This window comes from Phenylobacterium sp. T106 (genome assembly GCF_057219735.1).
The window spans coordinates 164,262-182,043 of record NZ_JBXVWA010000008.1 but is presented as its reverse complement, the minus strand read 5'-3'; the positions used below and the strand labels follow the sequence as shown (position 1 = coordinate 182,043).

Below are 17,782 nucleotides of genomic sequence, written 5' to 3'. Positions count from 1 at the left end.
ACGGCGCCGCTCCAGACACGTTGCCTCCGCCGCAGGCCCAAGATGGCCTGAGGAGGAGAAACGACATGCTCGGTTGGGCTCTGACCTTCCTGGTGGTCGCGCTCATCGCCGGCGTGCTGGGCTTCACTTCGGTGGCCGGCGCGGCGATGGGGATCGCCAAGATCCTGTTCTTCGTCTTCCTGGTCCTGTTCGTGGTCTCGCTGGTCCTGCACCTCGTGCGTGGACGCGGCGTCGGCCCGGGACCGCTCTAACGACGTCCTTGCGGCTTCCGGCCGGATCGCAGCCTGCGGTCCCGCCGGAAGGCGCGGAGCCTAGGACTGGGCGCGGCGGTCGAGCGCCCAGGTCCGATAGGACTCGTAGCGCGAACCCGTCCAGGCCAGCGCCGTCACCTTGATGCAGTCGCCTTCGACCTCGATCTCGTTGTACCCCGGCGGGACGCCACGCTCGCGGACCGACAGCGTGCCGGCCCCCACCGCATAGGTGCGGCCGTCGCCATGCGGGTAGGGCCAGGTGAAGGGCGCATGGATGTGCCCCGAGAGCACCAGGTCCACCCGGGCCCGCGCGAAGACCTCGGCCGCCCGCTCGCCGCCCCAGACCTTGGCCGTCATCGGCCCTCCGAGCATCTCGATAAGCGGATGGTGCACGACCACGATCCGCAGCGTGTCGCCCGGCGCGAACCAGTCCGCCGCCGCGCGCGCCTGACGCACCGAGATCTGGCCCTTCGACCAGTTCAGCCGCGGCTGGGCGCCCCGCGCGGTGTTCAGGCCGCGAACCGCCACCCCATCGGCGCGCCAGCACTGCACCTGGGCCGGCCCCACGTGCCGCTCGAACCGCGCGAAGGGCGTGATGACCCGCTCGAGGGGCGCGAGGTAGGGGGCGTCGTGGTTGCCGGGGGTGACGAACTTCGGCTCGGGCAGCGCGCGCAGCCATGCGCCGGCCGCCTCGAACTCGGGGTGCTCGGCGAAGCGCGTGAGGTCGCCCGAGACGATGGTCAGGTCGAAGCCTCCGCCGCGGATCCGCTCGCCCGCCGCCTCGACGGCCGCGGGGTTCTCGCCGCCGAAGTGGATGTCCGACAGATGCGCGAACCGGATCGTCTTCACCGCTCTTCCACGGGCAGCGCCAGGACCCGGCAGATCCGCGGGTCGAAGTAGACCTCGCTGGCGGGGGGCAGCATCGTGCTTTCGCCGTCGAGCAGGGCGGGGATGGCGTGCGCGCCCCAGATGCGCGCGCGGCGGCACGGCTGGTTCTCCACCGCCGGATCGACGCGCCAGTCGCGGACGATGGCGTTGATCCCCAGGCGCACGACCTCGCCCGCGCCGCGCGGGTTCAGCGCGGCCGCCTCGAGCGCGGGCGCCTCGTCGTTCATGATCTTGGACGCGATGGGACACATGAGCACGAGGGCCTCGGCCTTGGCCCGGGGTCCGCCGTCGATGCTGTAGCGCAGGCGGCCCGTGAACGCCCGCTGGAACGCCTTGCGGGCCTTCTGGACCGCCCCGGCGATGTCGCCCTCGCGCGCGGCCTCGCGGGCGGCCCCTAGCCGGGCGGGGGATCCGAGGATCGCGGCGCAGAGGAACCGGTGCCCGCCGATGCAGCCCCCGCCGATGTCGCGCTCGACGCCGTCCTCCAGCAGCTCGCGCAGCGCCTCCTGCCAAGGCCGGCGCCCATAGACCGCATGCGGCAGCATGTTCATCGTCCCGCCGGCGAGCGGCGCGATGAGGGGGCCGTCCGGTCCCGCGAGCTCGGCCGCCGCCCGCGCGGTGCCGTCGCCGGCCAGCACGATCAGGAGGTCCGGCCCGGCGTCGAGGCCCGCGCGCAGGCTGTCCACGAGCCCGCCCGGCTCAGGCAGCCGGATGTTCGGGGAAATCCCGGCCTCGCCGAGGATGCGCTCGAGCTCTTCGCGCGCGTCGGCTCCGACCCCGCCCGAGGCGAGGTTCGCCACCACCTCCACCTTGGCCAGGCGGGGACGGGTCGTGGTGTCTGGCAACGGCCCCCCTCGCCGGATCAGTTCGTGACGTCGCGCACGGCCTCGCCGGCGTTCGCGGCTGCGCCCTGCACGGCAGGGGCCGCCTGATCGGCGGCGGTCGCGAGGTTCTGGTCGACCACCTGGCCGGCCGTGCCGAACGAGCCGTTCACGGCGGCGAGCGCCATGACGATCAGGCCGACCGCGGCCGCCACGATCAGGAACGTCATGAGCACGGGATGGCGCCGCCGCGCGCGGCGCGCGTCGCGGCGGCCCATCTCGTAGGCCTGGCGGACGTCGCTGCGGTTGTCGTCTCGATCGCTGTAGGAGGTCACGGCACGTCTCCCGGTCAAAGTGTTCCCGCGATGCAACGGCAGGCGCCGCCCTTGGTTCCGGAAAGGAACTGCGCCTTGGACGATGCGTTTGGGGCGCCAGGGACATCCCATAGGAGAGACATCGGCATGTTGAAGCCAGTTATCGCGATCGCCGGCGCCGGCCTTCTCGCCGCCGCCTGCACCACCACCGGCCATACCGAACGCAGCGCCGTCGGCGGCGCGGCCCTCGGGGCCCTCGGCGGCGCCGCCATCGGCGCCATCTCCGGCGACGTCGGCGTCGGCACCGGTGCGGCCGTCGGCGCCGCCGTCGGCGGCACGGTCGGCGCCGTCAAGGGCTGCAGGGACGAGGGCGGCTGCGGCGCGACCAACAACAACCGTCGCCAGTATTACGACGAGCGCGCCGGCCGCTACTATTACTACGACCCCGCGAGCGGGCGGTATTACTGGGAAAACGGCGCGCCCCGCTGAGGCGCGGCCGCAGAATGATCTGGAAACGGGCGGCCGGACTGATCCGGCCGCCCTTTCGCCATGAGCGGAGGGCGTCATGAAGACAGCGGCGACGATGGCCGGAATGCTGAGCCTGGCCGTGGTGGTCTCGGGTTGTCAGACGGTGCGGGACGCACGCGCCCGCCTGGTGCGCGAGCCGAAGGCGTGTCGCGACATGACCATCCCGGTCTACTTCGAACCCAACGTCGCGCAGCTGACCGTCGAAGGTCGACGCGTGATCTCGGCCGCCGCGCGCCAGGCCAGGCCCTGCCGGGTCGAGGCGGTGCGCGTGCTGGGCCTGGCCGACGCCGCCGGATCCGCTGACGCGAACCTGGACCTCTCCCGCCGGCGCGCCGACGCGGTGGCCCAGGCGATCCTGGCGGCCGGGCTGCCCGCCGCGACCTTCGAGGTCGACGCCGCCGGCCAGGCGGGCGCGGTGGCCGCCGACGGCAGCCTAGCCCCCGTCCGCCGCCGCGCCGACATCACCCTGAAGCTGGGCGATCCGAGCTAGGCCTGATCGCCTGCGGTAAAGCCGAACGCCGGGACCCGTACGCGCGCGATGGCTGAGATGGCCCACGGGCGCCGCCGCTCGGCCTGCAGAAACCCCTGATCTCCGGCGCAAAGAAGATGGGGCCGGCGGAAGCCGGCCCCAGTTTGCATCATCGAGAAAAGGGGTGCGGAGACGGCAGACTGGCAAGCTCGCCAGTCTCAAGTCGGGGGGGGCGTCGCCGCCTCCGCACGGTTAAGAACACACTCCGCAGAGAAGCGTTCCGCGCGTTCATCACTTTTTTGCCCGATTTGATTCCGGCCGCCCGGGCGCCCCTCGCGGCAGTGGAACACCGCCTTGACCGTCGCGTTTAGACCGCGCCGGACGAAGCCCTCCGGCGCCAGGAGCAGAGGCGGCCTCCCATGCGCAGTTCCTTCGTCGCCACCACCGGGCTGAAGCTGGTGCGGACCCCAAGCGCGCGCCGCCAGGCCGTCCGCCGGCGCATGGTGATCGCAGGCGCTGTGGCGGTCTTCGCGCTGGCGTCCGGAGCCATCGGCTACCTGACCGCGCCCCAGGGCGCCCCGGACGAAGCGGCCCGCACCGGGCCGTTCAGCTACTTCCCGTCGGAGTAAGGAAACCCATCATGAGCCTTCCGTCACAAGAGTCCGACGACCACGCCCCGGTCACGAACGCCACGCGCGCCCGGCAGAGCCGCGGGGGGCGCCACATCTTCTGGGTGCTGGTGTTCGGCACTCTGCTGTCGGCGCTCGGCATGTTCGCCGCCTGGACGTGGCGGACTGCCGAAGAACCCGTCCCGGTGGGCCAGGGCATGGAGCGCGTCGACGGCCGGACGACCACCGACACGCCGGCGCCGCCGCCGGCGGACCGCAGCTACCCCAACGGGCCCGCCCCCAACTGAGGCGATCGTCGCCAGCCAACGAAAAGGGCGCCGCAGAGATGCGGCGCCCTTCGCATTTCGGGGTCGGACTTCGCGTCAGGCCGCCTGGCGGGACGCCTTGCGCGGGTGGAAGAACAGCGCCTGCCCGATCGCCGCCTTCACCGTTTCCGGCTGGAACGGCTTGGTGATCAGGAAGGTGGGCTCGGGCCGCTCGCCGGTGAGAAGGCGCTCGGGGAAGGCGGTGATGAAGATCACGGGCACGTCGAAGCGCTGCAGGATGTCCTTCACCGCGTCGATGCCCGATGACCCGTCGGCCAGCTGGATGTCGGCCAGCACGAGCCCGGGGGTCTGGCGGGCCACGGCGTCGACCGCCTCGGTGCGCGTGGCGGCGATGTCGACCACCGTGTGGCCGAGCTCGGTCACCAGCGCCTCGATGTCGGCCGCGATCACCGGTTCGTCCTCGATGATCAGGACCTCGGTGGCCAGTTCGGCGTCGATCTCGGCCTGGGCGTCGGCGATCAGCCGCTCGACCTCCGGGAAGTCCGCGCCCAGGATCTCCGCCGCCTCGCTGGGCGTGAAGCCCTCGAGGGCGGTGAGCAGGAAGGCCTGCCGCGAGCGCGGCGCGATCCGCATCAGGCGGCGGGTGGCGTCATCGACGGCCACGTCGTCGTCCGCGGGCGCCTCGAGCTGGGCGCCCGACGTGAGCCAGATCGCGTGGAACACGTGATAGAGCGCGACGCGCGGGGTCATGTTGTCGGCGAGGGTCCGCTCGCCGGCGGCGAGCGCCTCGAGCGCCACGCGGACGTAGTGGTCGCCGGTCGTCTGGTCGCCGGTAAGCGCACGCGCGTAGCGGCGCACGTACGGAAGATGCGGCGCCAGTCGGGCTAGAAGACTCAAAGGGGTACCCCTCCCGTTTTCGAAGTTCGAGCGTGGGCGCCGGACGCAGGCGAGCTTCCCTGGCCGGACCCCATCATGGGCGAAAACGTGAGTACGTGGAACCGGTTCCCATCGAACGAGGTTTTCCGCATCTTGTTCTGCGAAGAACGGGAACCCGTCGCGGGGGCAGGACGTTGAGCGGTCGCAAGACAGACGAGAGGGGGCGGGCTCCGCGCGAGCGGGTCGCCGACGAAATGATAGAACAACGTCCACTCCCCGAGCGCAGGAGGGCGGCTGCCGCCCTGGATGAAGCTCGCCTGCGCCAGCAGGCGATCGGCGTGCGCCTGCGCCAGATGTTCGATGAAGTGGTGAACGAGGCTGTTCCGGACGAATTCCTGGAGATCCTCCGTCGCGCCGACGAGCGTGGATCGGGAAAGTCCTGATGGAACCCGCAACCGAACAGAAGGCGCGCCCGCCGCGCACGCCCGAGGACGACGCCGCCTTCAAGCGCGAACTCGTGCAGCTCATCCCGCACCTCCGGGCGTTCGCGCGCACGCTGTGCGGCGATCCGACCGCGGCCGACGACCTGGCGCAGGACGCCATGATGAAGGCCTGGGACGCCCGGGCCAGCTTCCAGATGGGCACGAACATGAAGGCCTGGACCTTCATGATCCTGCGCAACCAGTTCTATTCCGAGAAGCGCCGGTCCTGGCGGCAAAGCCAGCTGGACCAGGAGGCGGCCGAGCGGACCCTGGTGGCCGTGGACGACCCCGAGGCCCCGGTGGCCCTGGACGAATTGCGCCAGGGGCTGGCGATGCTGCCGGCCGAACAGCGCGAGGCCCTGATCCTGGTGGGCGCGGGCGGCTTCGCCTACGAAGAGGCGGCCGAGATCTGCAACTGCGCGGTTGGCACGGTGAAGAGCCGGGTGAGCCGCGCGCGCCGGGCGCTGCACGCGATCCTCGAGCAGGGCGAGTACGACCGCGACGGAGCCTCCGCCGGCGACGCGATGCGTTCTATCCTGGCCGACGCGGAGCGGCTAAGCAGCGTCCGGTAAGGACGTCGCATGGCCCCGTGGAGTTCGCTGAGCACGATCCGGGTGCGTCTGATCGCGGCGCTCGCTGCGGCGTTGCTCCCGGTTCTCATCCTGGGCGCGCTGCAGTCCGCGATCGGCTTCCAGCGCGAAGGCCGCACCCTGCGCGAGAACCTGGGCTTCGCCGCCGAGCGCAGCGCCGCCACGGCGCGTGCGCGGCTGGAGAGCGCGGAAGTCCTGCTGCAGACGCTCGCCCCGGGCGCCGTGGGCTTCCAGTGCCAGGAACGCCTGGCGCAGGTGACCACGCGCATCCCGGGGTACCTGAACCTCATCCGCTTCGACCGGCAGGGCCGCGTGGTGTGCGCCGCCGGCGGCGTGCCCGCCGACCCGCAGCGCGCCGGACGCGCCTGGTTCCGTGAGCTGGCGGGCGGCCGGAACGTCGCCTTCACGCAGGAGCCGGGCCTGCCGCTGGCGCGCGAGCCGGCCGTGCTGGCGGCGGCGCGGGCCACGACGGTGGACGGCGCCTTCGACGGCGCTTTCGCGGCGGTGATCTCGCTGGCCAGCCTGCAGCCCCGGACCACCGATCCTTCCCTGCCGCGGGGCGCCGAGGTGGGCCTGGTGGAGAAGGACGGCCACTACATCAGCGTCACGGACGCCGGCGCCTTCCCGCAGCTGCCCGCGGACTGGCGCGCCAAGGTGGACGCCACAGGCACGCTCGTCTGGTACGGCCGCGACGGCCTGGGCCGCCGCAGGGTCTATTCCGCCGCCCCGGTGGTGGGCGACGAGGTCTATGTGGTGCTCTCGGCCCAGTCGCCCGGGCTGCTCTCGTGGGCGCGGCTGAACCCGCTCTCCGGCATCGTCTTCCCGCTGCTGACCTTCCTGTTCGCCCTCGTGGCCGTCTCAGCGGTCACGGGCCGGGTGGTGGTGCGCTGGATCGAGTACCTGCAGCGGATCGCGGCGCTCTACGCCCGTGGCCGCCTGTCGGTGCGCCCGGTGCAGGCCGAGCAGATGCCGCCCGAGATCCGCGAACTGGCCGAGACCCTGGAGGACATGGCCGACGCCATCGTCGGCCGCGACGCGTCCCTGCGCGACAGCTTGGCGCAGAAGGACGAGCTGATGCGCGAGATCCACCATCGGGTGAAGAACAACCTGCAGGTCATCTCGAGCCTGCTCAACATGCAGCAGCGCGCCCTCACCGATCCGGCGGCGCGGTCGGCCATGAGCGACACCCGCCAGCGGATCACCGCCCTGGCCCTGATCTACCGCGCCCTCTACCAGGGCCCGGACCTGAAGCGGGTGGACCTGCGCCCGTTCCTCGAGGAGCTCACGGCGCAGCTGGTGAACGGCGAGCTGGTCCACGGGCAGACCGTGCGCACCGAGCTGTCGGTCGACACCCTGGTCATCGATCCCGACCGCCTGGCGCCGCTGGCGCTGTTCGCCGTCGAAGCCATCACCAATGCGCAGAAGCACGCCTTCGCCAACCGCGGCGGCGTGCTGAAGCTCGAGTTCACGGTGCGCGGCGAAGAGGCCGAGCTGGCCATATCGGACGATGGGGCGGCCACGGACGCGGCGCTGGCCACCTCGGGGGTCGGGCGCACGCTGATGAACGCCTTCGCGCGGCAGCTCCGTGGCCGCGCCGAACTGGCGCGCAATCCGGCGGGCGGCGTGACGGCGCGGCTGCTCTTCCCGACCCCGTCGGCGGACATCTCGGCGCCCGTCCGGGGGAACCAGGCCGCCGCCTGAAGCGTTGCCGCCGGGCCTACAGAATGACCCACCCCCGGGAGACTGCCACATGCGCAAAGTGATCCTCATGGCCGTCATGGCCGCCAGCATGGCGACCGCCGCCTGCAACACCGTGGCCGGCGCCGGCCGGGACGTCGAGTCCGCCGGCGAGGCGGTGACGAGCACCGCGGAAGACGCCAAGAACTAGCCGAGCGAAATGCGAAGCTGACGGCCCCGCCCGGCCCTGCCGGCGGGGCCGTTTTGCGTCCGGGCCGGATCAGGCCGCCGTGCGGACCGCGTCGCCCGGAAGCGCGAACAGGCCCAGGCCGCCGCCCATGGGCGTGAGCTCGCCGCCGGCCTCCTCGCGCAATCCCAGCACCAGCCGCCCGCCCGGGGCGAGCGCCCGCTTGAGGCGGCCCACCACCGCGGCCTGCGCCTCGGGCGCGAGCTGGGTCAGCAGGTTGCGGCAGATCAGGACGTCGAACTGGCCGAAGCGGGCCAGGTCGTCCATCAGGTTCACGCGGCGCCACCGTACCATCTGGCGGATACGCGGCGACAGGGCGAAGGACTCGCCGGCCTTCTCGAAGTGCCGCACGAGCGTGCGCGCCGGCAGGCCCCGCTGCACCTCGAACTGGGAGAACAGCCCGGCCTGCGCCTTCTCGAGGCTCCGCTCCGAGAGATCCGAGGCGAACAGCTCCACCTGGCCCGCCAGCGTCGGGTCCTCGGCCACGAGCATGGCGAGGGAGTAGATCTCCTGCCCCGCCCCGCAGGCGGCGCTCCAGACCCGCACCGGCTGGCCCGCGCGGGCGCGCGCCAGGGCGGGCAGGACGTCGCGCGCCAGGGCGTCGAACACCTGGCGATCGCGGAAGAACTCGGTCTCGGGCAGCACCATGGCCTCGACCAGGCTCCAGGCCAGCCGGGCGTCGCCGTCCGCCCGCACGGCGGCGATGAACGCCTCGGGCGAGGCGAAGCCCTCGCGGCGCGCCACGGGGGCCACCCGGCTCTCGACGAGATAGCCCTTCTCGGGGTCCACCCGCAGGCCCGCGCGCGCCCGGCAGAGCGCCGCGACGAAGTCGAGGTCTGCGACCGGGATCATGCCGCCAGCCCCAGGCTCGCCAGCTTGCCCGCCACGATGCCGCCGTCGAACGGCTTCATGATGTATTCGTCGGCCCCGGCCTCCAGGGCTTCGCGGATGCGCGCCAGGTCGGTCTCGCCCGAACAGAACACGACCTTCGGACGCTGGCCCCCCGGCTCGGCGCGCAGGCGCTTCAGGAACTCCATCCCGTCCATCGCGGGCATCACCCAGTCGAGCAGCACCACGTCGGGCATGACGGCGCTGCACCAGGCCATGGCCTCGACGCCGTCGGCCGCCTCGGCGACCTCGAAGCCCAGGTCCTCGAGGATGCGGCGCGACACCTTGCGGATCACGCGGCTGTCGTCGACGACAAGGCAGGTCTTCACGAGCGCGGGCTCCGGGTTCGGTCCGCTATCTCGCGCCTCGTTGGTTAACGCCGGGCTGACGCGCGCCGGGGAATTTCAGCGGCCCGTGGGCGCGCCGGCCGGCGCCGGCAGCCAGCGGCGCATCCAGTCCTCCACCTGGCGGTACCACTCCACCGAGTTCTGGGGCTTGAGCACCCAGTGGTTCTCGTCGGGGTAGTAGACGAGCTTCGAGGGCACGCCCTTTCGCTGGGCGGCCGTGAAGGCGGCCAGCCCCTGGCCCAGCGGCACCCGGAAGTCCCGCCCGCCATGGATCACAAGCATCGGGGTGCGCCAGGCGCCGACGCGGTCCAGGGGGTTGAACCGGGCGTAGGCCTCGGGCTGCTCCCACGGAAGGCCGCTGGTCTGGTACTCGGAGAAGCCGGGGATGTCGGTGGTCAGCGCCATGCTGCGGGTGTCGAGGATGCCGGCGTGGTTCACCAGGCACTTCCAGGGCGCGTTCCAGACGCCGGCGATCCAGGCGACCATGTAGCCGCCGTAGCTCCCGCCCAGCGCGCAGGCGCGTTCACCGTCGAGGTAGGGGTAGCGGGCCAGCGCGGCCGCCCAGCCCTTCTGCAGGTCCTCGAGCGGCCGGTCGCCCCAGTGGTTGACCACCGCATTGGCGAAGGCCTCGCCGTAGCCGGCGGACCCGTGGAAGTCGATCATCACCACCGCGAAGCCCATGCCGGCCCACACCTGCGGGTTCCAGCGGTAGCTCCAGGCGTCGCCGAAGCTGCCGTGCGGCCCGCCGTGGATCAGGAAGGCCACCGGATACTTCCGGCCGGGCTGGTGGCCGTGGGGCGGGACGACCCAGCCGTAGACCGTCTCGCCGTTCCAGCCGGCGAAGCTGAACTGCTCGGCCCGGCTGAGCTCGACGCCCCGCAGCGCCGCGCCGTTGTGGCCCGTGAGCGGCGTCTCGCCCGCAGGGCCGAGCTCGTACAGTTGCCCGGGGCGCGCGAGGTCGTCACGGACCACCACCAGCCGGTCGGCCGCCGCGGCGAAGGCGGTCACCGTGCCGTCGCGGGTCAGGGCCCGGGCTGTCCGCGCCGCCGGATCGATGGCGTAGAGCCGGGTGCGGCCCAGGTCGGGCATGGCGGCGTAGAGCGTGCGGCCGTCGCCGGACCAGCGGATCGCCTCGGCGGACCGGTCGAGCCCGGGGTTCGCCTCGCGGACGGCGCCGGTGGCCAGATCGCGCACCATCACCCGCGCATGGACGTCCCAGCGCCCGGCCTTGGCCTGGAGGAAGGCGAGCCGCTTCCCATCGGGCGAGAGGGTCGGCTTGGCGTAGGAGCCGGCGGGATCCAGCGGCAGGGCGCGCGGGGCGGCCGATCCGTCCAGCGGCGCCGAGAACAGCCGGTAGCGCTGGCCGTTGACGCCCCAGGGGCTCCCCGGCTCGAGCGCGGAGAAGATCACCTCGCGGCCCGTCACCGCATAGTCGGCGTCGTCGCCGAAGGGCCGGTCCGGGGCCTCGGCGTCGAAGTCCCTGAAGAGCCGGATCGGCTCCTGGGCGGCCACCCCGTCCCCGTCGAGGCGCAGGGCGAACAGCTGGGTCCGCTCTCCGGCGCGCCAGTCGTCCCAGATGACCGCGGGGAGGCTGTCGAATGCGGTCGCGGAAATCTGGCCCGTCCGGCGCGCCTCGATCCGGGCCTTCGTGCAGGCGAGCGTGTCGCAATCGGGGAACACGTTCAGCGCGGCGACGAGGGTGCGCCCGTCGGGGCTCAGCCGATAGCTGGCGACGTTCACGGGCAGGTTGGTGATCTGGGTCGCGACCGCGCCGTCGGCATCGGTGCGCCAGACCTGCTGCACGCCGGTGCGGGCCGACAGGAAGTACAGGTGCCGACCGTCGGGCGACCAGCGGGGATGCGTGGCGATCTTGTCGGAGACGGCGAGCATGCGCGGCCCCAGGCCCGGGCTGCGCCGGTCGAGCATCCACACCGAGCCGGCGCCGCGGTTGTTGGCCCAGTCGGTGGAGCGCACCGAATAGGCGACGTAGCGACCGTCGGGCGAAACCTGCGGGTCGCTGACGCGATCCAGCGTGGCGAGGTCGCGGGCGGTCAGGGGCCGGGCCTCCGCCGCGAAGACGCAGGCCAGGGCGCAGGCGAGGCCCGCGACGACAGAACGGAGACGCTGCAAGATGTGATCCCCCCGGGGCCGACGGGCGGAGCCTAGGCCGGGAGGGTGGCGGCGAAAACCACCCGCTCCTCGCTCACGTCCGCGAAGACCCGGCCCCCCGCGTCGGCCACGAAGAGGTGGACGTAGTAGGCCTGGACCCAGTGGCCGTGCAGGCCTTCGCCCAGCGGCAGGCCCTGCAGGCCGGCGAGGACCTCGGGGCGCAGCCGGGCGCGGGCGCCGGTCGCCTCGATGGCGATCGCGATCGAGCTCGCTTCCTGGACCGCCTGCACCTTGGCCACGCCGCCCGTCGGGAGCGCGGCGCCCGCCATCTGGGCGAGGTTCAGCAGCGTGCGCGCCGCGGGCTTGTTCACCGCCGGCGTCTCCACGGCCCAGACCAGGTCGGCGCGCATGTGGTTGAACACGCCCGCGGCCAGCTTCTCGAGCTCGCGCGCGTCGAAGGTCTCGGCCGAGGCCGACGCGCCGAACGCCACGCGGCAGAAGGAGAGCAGGTCGGCCAGCTTTTTCGACGAGGAGAGGATGAGGCCCATCGCCTCCTCGCGCATGTCCTGCGCCGACGGGTCCTCCAGCAGGTCGAGGCCCGAGGCGATGGCGCTCGCGGGACTGATGAAGTCGTGGCACATCCGCGCCGCCAGGTAGGCGGCGACTTCTGCGGTGCGGGCGGGGGCGGCGGTCGGCTCGGTCATGGAGACGCAGTGTTGCCGCGATTTGCGCCTTGGGGAAACGCGCTCGCGCCTCTAAGACGTCGCGCCGACAGGCCAGACCCGAGGGCGAATTGAGCGACCAGAACGACTGCGGCGAAACCCTGGCCGAAATCTGCGAAGCCGCCGCGGCCCTGATCCTGCCGCTGTGGAAGTCGGGCGTCGAGGTTCTGACCAAGGCCGACGAGAGCCCTGTCACCGAGGCCGACCAGCGCGGCGAGAAGCTCATCCTGGAGCACCTGGCCCGGCGGTTCCCCGGCGTGCCGGTGATCTCGGAGGAGGACGCCAGCGAGTTCGGGACGCCGGACGCCATCGGGCCGCGCTTCTTCCTCGTCGACCCGCTCGACGGAACGAAGGCGTTCGTCCGCGGCGATCCGAACTTCACCGTGAACGTGGCGCTGGTGGTGGACGGCCGTCCGGTGGCGGGCGCGGTGACGGCTCCGCCCACGGGCGAGACCTGGTTCACGCAAGGCGGCGCGGCCATGAAGCGCGTCAACGGCGGCCCCGCCGTGCCGGTGCGCGTGCGTCCCTGGCCCCAGGGCAAGGCGGTGGCCCTTGTCAGCCACACCATGAAGGAAGAGACCGCGGTGAAGCTGGCGAACGAGTACGGGTTCGACCTGCGCGAGCCGATGGATTCCTCCATCAAGTTCTGCCGCATCGCCGAGGGCTCGGCCGACGTCTACCCCCGCCACGGACCCACGATGGAATGGGACATCGCCGCGGGGCATGCGGTGCTGGAGGCGGCCGGCGGCACGGTGCTCACGCCCGAGGGCCAGCCCGTGCGCTACGGCAAGGCCGGCGACGGCTTCCGCAACGGCTGGTTCGTAGCCCGCGGCGGCTGACGCCGGCGGCTATTCAGATGTGCTTGCCCGGGTTGGCGTCGAACGCCGGCGCCGTGGCCGCGGGCGCCTGCTGAACCGGCGCGACGACGAGCTCCTGCGACGGGCGGACCTGCGCCGCCAGGACCAGATAGCTCATGAAGCCGACCACGAACGCCACGCAGGCCAGCATGACGTAGGGCTTCAGGGCGTCCATGGCGGTCTCTCTCGGCGCGGGGCTCACACCAGACCCAACGGGCAGATCGCGAAGCGGTTCTGGCGCCGCTCGACGCGGCGCGTGCTGCGGGCGCCGAGGCCCGTGATCGCGACAGGCGCGCCGGGGAACCACGGCCTCCAGAGCTGTTCCGCGCATCGCGCCCGACGTCACCCGCCCGTTCCTCGCCCGAGGCGGCCCCAGCGGCCGCCGTCTTCGAAGACAGGTACGGATCGCGGCGGCCGAAGGCTTCAACCGGCGGGCGCGGCGAACCTGCAAATCATTCGCATTGCCAAACTCTGCCGGAGTTTTTAAGAACGCCTCGCAGTTGCAGTCGTTGAGGTCCTTCGTGAACGTCCATCGAACCGCCGCCGCCCTGGCGCCGCTGCTCTTGGCCCTCGCGGCCTCCGCGGCCCGCGCCGAGGAAGCGGCCGAGGCCGCCGAGGTCTCGGGCGTGACCGTCATCGCCCCGCGCGACGACGCCTATCGCGTCGAGCGGACCGCGACCGCGACGAAGACCGACACGGCGCTCCGCGACGTGCCGCAGGCCGTCACCGTCATCACCGACGAGCTGATCCGCGACCAGGCCATGCGCGGCATCGCCGACGTCATCCGCTACGTGCCGGGCGTGACCATGGGCCAGGGCGAGGGCCATCGCGACGCGCCCACCCTGCGCGGCAACGCCTCGACGGCCGACTTCTTCATCGATGGCGTCCGCGACGACGTGCAGTACTTCCGCGACCTCTACAACGTCGAGCGCGTGGAGGTGCTGAAGGGGCCCAACGCCATGATCTTCGGCCGCGGCGGCGGCGGCGGCGTGATCAACCGCGTCACCAAGAAGGCGGACTGGTCGTCCGAGCGGGCGGTCACCGCAGAGCTGGGCTCGTGGGATCATCGCCGGCTGACGGCGGACCTGGCCGCGCCGTTCAGCGACGCGGCGGCGGCGCGGGTGATCGGGCTCTACGAGCGCTCGGAGAGCTTCCGCGACTTCGTGAACGTCGAGCGCTGGGGCGTGAACCCTTCGATCGCCTGGCGGAACGGCGCGGGCCTGACGGTGTCGCTGGCCTACGAGCACTTCGAGGACGACCGGACCACCGACCGGGGGATTCCCTCGTTCTCGGGTCGGCCCTCGCCCGCGGGCCGGGGCGACTTCTTCGGCGATCCCGAGCGCAGCTACGCCGTCACCAACGTCGACCTGGTGAACCTGGGCGTCCAGTACGAGGTGTCGGAGACCCTCACCCTGCGCAACCGGACGCTCTACGGCGACTACGACAAGTTCTACAGCAACGTCTTCCCGGGCGGGGCGGCCGTCCCGGGCGTCACCGGGGCCCCGGCGACCTACCCGCTGCAGGCCTATCAGAACGACAGCCCGCGCGAGAACCTCTTCACCCAGACCGACCTCGTCTGGAAGACGGAGCTGGGCGGGATGCGCCACACGGTGCTGGCCGGCGTCGAGCTTGGGCGGCAGACCACCCGGAACCTGCGGCTCACGGGACACTTCAACACCGCCGCCGGTCCCACGACGCTCGCCGGCAACCCGTTCATCGACCCGACCCGGCGGGGTCTGCCCATCTTCTTCACCAACACCGGGAGCGACGCGAACAACCGGGTCAAGGCGCGGGTCGCGGCCGGCTACGTGCAGGATCAGATCGAGATCACCCCGCAGATCCAGCTGTTGGCCGGGCTGCGCTACGACAGCTTCGAGGTGGAGTTCTCGGACCGCCGCGCCGCGGTCACGGGCCGGCGTGAATTCGAGCGGCGCGACGACCTGTGGTCGCCGCGCCTGGGCCTGGTGTTCAAGCCCGCGGAGCCGGTCTCGCTCTACGCCAGCTACAGCGTCTCGTACCTGCCCAGCTCGGGGGACCAGTTCTCCTCCCTGACCGCCACCAGCGAGACCCTCGAGCCCGAGGAGTTCGAGAACCTCGAGGTCGGCCTGAAATGGTCGATCAACCCGGATGTCCTGTTCACCGCGGCGCTCTACCGGCTCGATCGCGAGAACACGACCGCGCCCGACCCGGCGCGTCCCGGCCAGGTGCTGCTGACCGGCGCCCAGCGCGCCGAAGGCTTCGAGGCGGGCCTCTCGGGTCGCCTGACGCCGCGCTGGGAAGTCGCCGGCGGCTACGCCTGGCAGGACGCCGAGATCACCCGCACGACCGCCGCCGCGCCCGCGGGACGCAAGGTCCCGCTCGTCCCGGACCATACGTTCTCGCTGTGGAACCGGTACGACGTGACCGACCGCCTCGGCGTCGGCCTGGGCGTGGTCCACCAGTCGCGGATGTTCACGTCGATCTCCAACACCGTGACCCTGCCGGGATTCACGCGCGTGGACGCCGCGCTGTTCTTCGACGTCACCGACGAGCTGCGCGCGCAGGTGAACGTCGAGAACCTGTTCGACAAGCGCTACTTCCCAACCAGCCACGGCGACAACAACATCCTGCCGGGCGCGCCGCGGAACGTGCGGGTCTCGCTGACCGCGCGGTTCTGAGCTTTCCCGCCGGCGCGTTCGGCGCGACTGTAGGCCCGCGACGACAAGAACGCGGGAGGACGGCGATGGCGGACGGGAGCCACGTGCACGAGGCGATCACCTACGAGCGGCGCGGCCAGGTGGCCGTGCTCACCCTGAACAGCCCCGACCGGCTGAACGCCCTGTCCGCGCGCATGCGCGACGAGACGGCGGCCGTGCTCGCCGAGGCGCGCGCCGACGACGGGGTGCGCTGCCTGGTCCTGACCGGCGCGGGCCGCGGCTTCTGCGCCGGCGTCGACCTGACCGGCGCGGCGCTGATGCAGGAGGGTGCGGGCGAGACGCCGCCGCAGAACGAGCGCATCGACGAGATGGGCTGGGTGGGCCGATGGGCCACCATGTGGGCGACCTTCGACAAGCCGGTGATCGGCGCCATCAACGGCGTCGCGGCCGGCGCGGGGCTCTCGACGGCGCTCGCCTGCGATGTCCGGATCGGCTCCGAGCACGCGCGGTTCAAGAGCGTGTTCATCGAGCGCAACCTGTCCCCCGACAGCGGCCTGTCCTACTTCCTGCCCCGGGTGGTCGGCTACGCCGCGGCGGCCGACATGATCTTCACCAGCCGGGCCGTGGGCGCCGACGAGGCGCTTCGCCTGGGGCTGCTCAACCGGGTCGTCCCGGCGGTGGAACTGCTCGACGCCGCCGTCGCCTACGCCGGCGAGATGGCACAGTGGCCGCCGCTGGCCCTGCGGGTGTCCAAGCGTGTGCTGCAGCAGAACCAGGACGCCGAGCTTTCCGACGCGCTGAAGTACGAGAGCTACGGCCTCAGCCTCGCGCGCCGCGCGCCCAACGACGCCCGGGAATCGCGCCAGGCGTTCCTGGAGAAGCGCAAAGGCGTCTACACGGGGACCTGAAAACCCGGTATCGCCGCTCCGACAAGGAGACCGCACATGCCTCTCGACGCCGGCGCCCCCCAGAAGACCTACCGCTGGGACGACCCCCTCGATCTTTCGTCGCGCCTTTCCGAGGACGAGCGGATGATCTGGGAGGCCGCGCGCCAGTACGCCCGCGAGAAGCTGCTGCCCCGCGTGGTCTCGGCCTTCGCCGAAGAACGGTTCGACCGCGAGATCATGACCGAGATGGGCGAGCTGGGCTTCCTGGGGCCGACGCTGCCCGAGGAGTACGGCTGCGCCGGCGTGAACCACGTGGCCTACGGCCTGATCGCCCGCGAGATCGAGGCGATCGACTCCGGCTACCGCTCGGCGATGAGCGTGCAGTCCTCGCTGGTGATGTACCCGATCTACGCCTTCGGCTCCGAGGAGCAGCGGCGGAAGTTCCTGCCCGGCATGGCCGCGGGCAAGATCGTCGGCTGCTTCGGCCTCACCGAGCCCGACGGCGGCTCGGACCCCGCCTCGATGCGCACCAACGCCAGGAAGGTCGACGGCGGCTACGTGCTCAACGGCGCGAAGATGTGGATCACCAATTCGCCGATCAGCGACGTCTGCCTGGTGTGGGCCAAGCTGGACGGCAAGATCCGGGGGTTCCTCGTGGAGCGCGGATCGAAGGGCTTGGAGACCCCGAAGATCGAGGGGAAGCTGTCCCTGCGCTCGTCGGTCACCGGCGAGATCTCGCTGACCGACGTGTTCGTGCCCGAGGACATGATGCTGCCGGGCGTGGAGGGCCTCCGCGGGCCGTTCTCGTGCCTGAACAAGGCCCGCTACGGCATCGCCTGGGGCGCCATGGGCGCGGCCGAGTTCTGCCTGCACGCCGCGCGCGACTACACCTCCAGCCGCACCCTGTTCGGCCGCACCCTGGCCTCGCGCCAGCTGGTTCAGAAGAAGCTGGCCGACATGTCGACCGAGATCGCGCTGGGCTTCGAGGGCGCCCTGGCGCTCGGCCGGCTGATCGACGAGGGCGCCTGGGTCCCCGAGGCCATCTCGATGCTGAAGCGCAACAACTGCGGCAAGGCGCTGGCCATCGCGCGCGAGGCCCGCGACATGCACGGCGGCAACGGCATCTCGGGCGAGTACCACGTGATGCGCCACGCCATGAACCTCGAGACGGTGAACACCTACGAGGGCGCCCACGACGTCCATGCCCTGATCCTGGGACGGGCGATCACCGGCGAGAGCGCCTTCTGAGGATCCGTGGCGAAGCGCCGTTCACCGAGCGGAGTGCGGCTCCACAACCT

The 17,782-nt window shown here is 71.9% G+C and carries 22 protein-coding genes; 13 read left to right on the top strand and 9 right to left on the bottom strand.

Annotated features, from left to right (window positions below; translation table 11 throughout):
• Positions 1-65: 65 nt before the first annotated feature.
• Complete coding sequence (locus AC2D8W_RS17930) at positions 66-251, top strand: DUF1328 domain-containing protein (RefSeq protein ID WP_293481988.1); 186 nt, start codon at positions 66-68, stop codon at positions 249-251.
• Between the two features lie 60 nt (positions 252-311).
• On the opposite strand, the gene AC2D8W_RS17925 is transcribed toward AC2D8W_RS17930, so the two are convergent.
• The 3 genes from AC2D8W_RS17925 to AC2D8W_RS17915 are packed head-to-tail and all read right to left on the bottom strand — an operon-like array spanning position 312 to position 2,295.
• Positions 312-1,100 (bottom strand): metallophosphoesterase family protein, encoded by a 789-nt coding sequence (locus AC2D8W_RS17925; protein ID WP_484672660.1) that lies wholly within the window; start codon positions 1,098-1,100, stop codon positions 312-314.
• Complete coding sequence (locus AC2D8W_RS17920) at positions 1,097-1,984, bottom strand: diacylglycerol/lipid kinase family protein (protein ID WP_484672659.1); 888 nt, start codon at positions 1,982-1,984, stop codon at positions 1,097-1,099. The genes AC2D8W_RS17925 and AC2D8W_RS17920 overlap by 4 nt, the downstream gene beginning before the upstream one ends.
• 17 nt (positions 1,985-2,001) lie before the next feature.
• A complete protein-coding gene (locus tag AC2D8W_RS17915) occupies positions 2,002-2,295 on the bottom strand; it encodes a hypothetical protein (protein WP_293481992.1) in 294 nt (97 codons plus the stop codon).
• Between the two features lie 126 nt (positions 2,296-2,421).
• On the opposite strand from AC2D8W_RS17915, the gene AC2D8W_RS17910 reads away from it, so the two are divergent.
• From AC2D8W_RS17910 to AC2D8W_RS17895, 4 genes are all read left to right on the top strand, one after another.
• A complete protein-coding gene (locus tag AC2D8W_RS17910; protein WP_293481994.1) occupies positions 2,422-2,763 on the top strand; it encodes a YMGG-like glycine zipper-containing protein in 342 nt (113 codons plus the stop codon).
• A gap of 76 nt (positions 2,764-2,839) precedes the next feature.
• A complete protein-coding gene (locus tag AC2D8W_RS17905; RefSeq protein WP_484672658.1) occupies positions 2,840-3,292 on the top strand; it encodes an OmpA family protein in 453 nt (150 codons plus the stop codon).
• Positions 3,293-3,690: 398 nt separating this feature from the next.
• The gene (locus tag AC2D8W_RS17900; RefSeq protein ID WP_293481998.1) at positions 3,691-3,900 is read left to right on the top strand and encodes a hypothetical protein; all 210 of its coding nucleotides are present in this window, start codon (positions 3,691-3,693) and stop codon (positions 3,898-3,900) included.
• 11 nt (positions 3,901-3,911) lie between these two features.
• Positions 3,912-4,187: a hypothetical protein gene (locus AC2D8W_RS17895; RefSeq protein WP_293482000.1), complete on the top strand. Its 276-nt coding sequence runs from the start codon at positions 3,912-3,914 to the stop codon at positions 4,185-4,187.
• Between the two features lie 75 nt (positions 4,188-4,262).
• Here the strand turns inward: AC2D8W_RS17895 and phyR are convergent, their stop codons facing one another.
• On the bottom strand, positions 4,263-5,063 hold the full coding sequence (gene phyR, locus AC2D8W_RS17890; protein WP_484672657.1) for an anti-anti sigma factor/receiver protein PhyR: 801 nt from the start codon (positions 5,061-5,063) through the stop codon (positions 4,263-4,265).
• Positions 5,064-5,236: 173 nt separating this feature from the next.
• On the opposite strand from phyR, the gene nepR reads away from it, so the two are divergent.
• The 4 genes from nepR to AC2D8W_RS17870 all read left to right on the top strand — a co-directional run bounded on the left by nepR (position 5,237) and on the right by AC2D8W_RS17870 (position 8,002).
• Positions 5,237-5,485 (top strand): anti-sigma T factor NepR, encoded by a 249-nt coding sequence (nepR, locus tag AC2D8W_RS17885; protein WP_484672656.1) that lies wholly within the window; start codon positions 5,237-5,239, stop codon positions 5,483-5,485.
• Positions 5,485-6,096: a sigma-70 family RNA polymerase sigma factor gene (locus AC2D8W_RS17880; protein ID WP_293482004.1), complete on the top strand. Its 612-nt coding sequence runs from the start codon at positions 5,485-5,487 to the stop codon at positions 6,094-6,096. The genes nepR and AC2D8W_RS17880 overlap by 1 nt, the downstream gene beginning before the upstream one ends.
• Positions 6,097-6,183: 87 nt before the next feature.
• Positions 6,184-7,815: a sensor histidine kinase PhyK gene (gene phyK / locus AC2D8W_RS17875; protein ID WP_484672704.1), complete on the top strand. Its 1,632-nt coding sequence runs from the start codon at positions 6,184-6,186 to the stop codon at positions 7,813-7,815.
• A gap of 49 nt (positions 7,816-7,864) precedes the next feature.
• Positions 7,865-8,002: an entericidin A/B family lipoprotein gene (locus AC2D8W_RS17870; protein WP_293482008.1), complete on the top strand. Its 138-nt coding sequence runs from the start codon at positions 7,865-7,867 to the stop codon at positions 8,000-8,002.
• A 69-nt stretch (positions 8,003-8,071) separates the two neighbouring features.
• Here the strand turns inward: AC2D8W_RS17870 and AC2D8W_RS17865 are convergent, their stop codons facing one another.
• From AC2D8W_RS17865 to chpT, 4 genes are all read right to left on the bottom strand, one after another.
• Complete coding sequence (locus AC2D8W_RS17865) at positions 8,072-8,890, bottom strand: CheR family methyltransferase (protein ID WP_293482010.1); 819 nt, start codon at positions 8,888-8,890, stop codon at positions 8,072-8,074.
• The gene (locus AC2D8W_RS17860) at positions 8,887-9,255 is read right to left on the bottom strand and encodes a response regulator (RefSeq protein ID WP_293482012.1); all 369 of its coding nucleotides are present in this window, start codon (positions 9,253-9,255) and stop codon (positions 8,887-8,889) included. Before AC2D8W_RS17860 ends, AC2D8W_RS17865 begins: the two co-directional genes overlap by 4 nt.
• 75 nt (positions 9,256-9,330) lie before the next feature.
• Positions 9,331-11,403, bottom strand: coding sequence for a prolyl oligopeptidase family serine peptidase (locus AC2D8W_RS17855; RefSeq protein WP_484672655.1), 2,073 nt, complete (start codon positions 11,401-11,403; stop codon positions 9,331-9,333).
• A gap of 32 nt (positions 11,404-11,435) precedes the next feature.
• Positions 11,436-12,086 carry a histidine phosphotransferase ChpT gene (gene chpT, locus AC2D8W_RS17850; RefSeq protein WP_484672654.1) on the bottom strand — a complete coding sequence of 217 codons (651 nt, stop codon included), beginning with the start codon at positions 12,084-12,086 and terminating at the stop codon, positions 11,436-11,438.
• Positions 12,087-12,175: 89 nt separating this feature from the next.
• Between chpT and cysQ the strand changes: the two genes are divergently transcribed.
• On the top strand, positions 12,176-12,943 hold the full coding sequence (gene cysQ / locus AC2D8W_RS17845) for a 3'(2'),5'-bisphosphate nucleotidase CysQ (RefSeq protein WP_484672653.1): 768 nt from the start codon (positions 12,176-12,178) through the stop codon (positions 12,941-12,943).
• A 13-nt stretch (positions 12,944-12,956) separates the two neighbouring features.
• Here the strand turns inward: cysQ and AC2D8W_RS17840 are convergent, their stop codons facing one another.
• Positions 12,957-13,136, bottom strand: coding sequence for a hypothetical protein (locus tag AC2D8W_RS17840; RefSeq protein WP_484672652.1), 180 nt, complete (start codon positions 13,134-13,136; stop codon positions 12,957-12,959).
• A gap of 346 nt (positions 13,137-13,482) precedes the next feature.
• Between AC2D8W_RS17840 and AC2D8W_RS17835 the strand changes: the two genes are divergently transcribed.
• The 3 genes from AC2D8W_RS17835 to AC2D8W_RS17825 all read left to right on the top strand — a co-directional run bounded on the left by AC2D8W_RS17835 (position 13,483) and on the right by AC2D8W_RS17825 (position 17,732).
• A complete protein-coding gene (locus tag AC2D8W_RS17835; protein ID WP_484672651.1) occupies positions 13,483-15,618 on the top strand; it encodes a TonB-dependent receptor in 2,136 nt (711 codons plus the stop codon).
• A 65-nt stretch (positions 15,619-15,683) separates the two neighbouring features.
• Positions 15,684-16,505, top strand: coding sequence for an enoyl-CoA hydratase/isomerase family protein (locus AC2D8W_RS17830; protein WP_484672650.1), 822 nt, complete (start codon positions 15,684-15,686; stop codon positions 16,503-16,505).
• 36 nt (positions 16,506-16,541) lie between these two features.
• The gene (locus AC2D8W_RS17825; RefSeq protein WP_484672649.1) at positions 16,542-17,732 is read left to right on the top strand and encodes an acyl-CoA dehydrogenase; all 1,191 of its coding nucleotides are present in this window, start codon (positions 16,542-16,544) and stop codon (positions 17,730-17,732) included.
• The last annotated feature ends 50 nt before the right edge of the window (positions 17,733-17,782 follow it).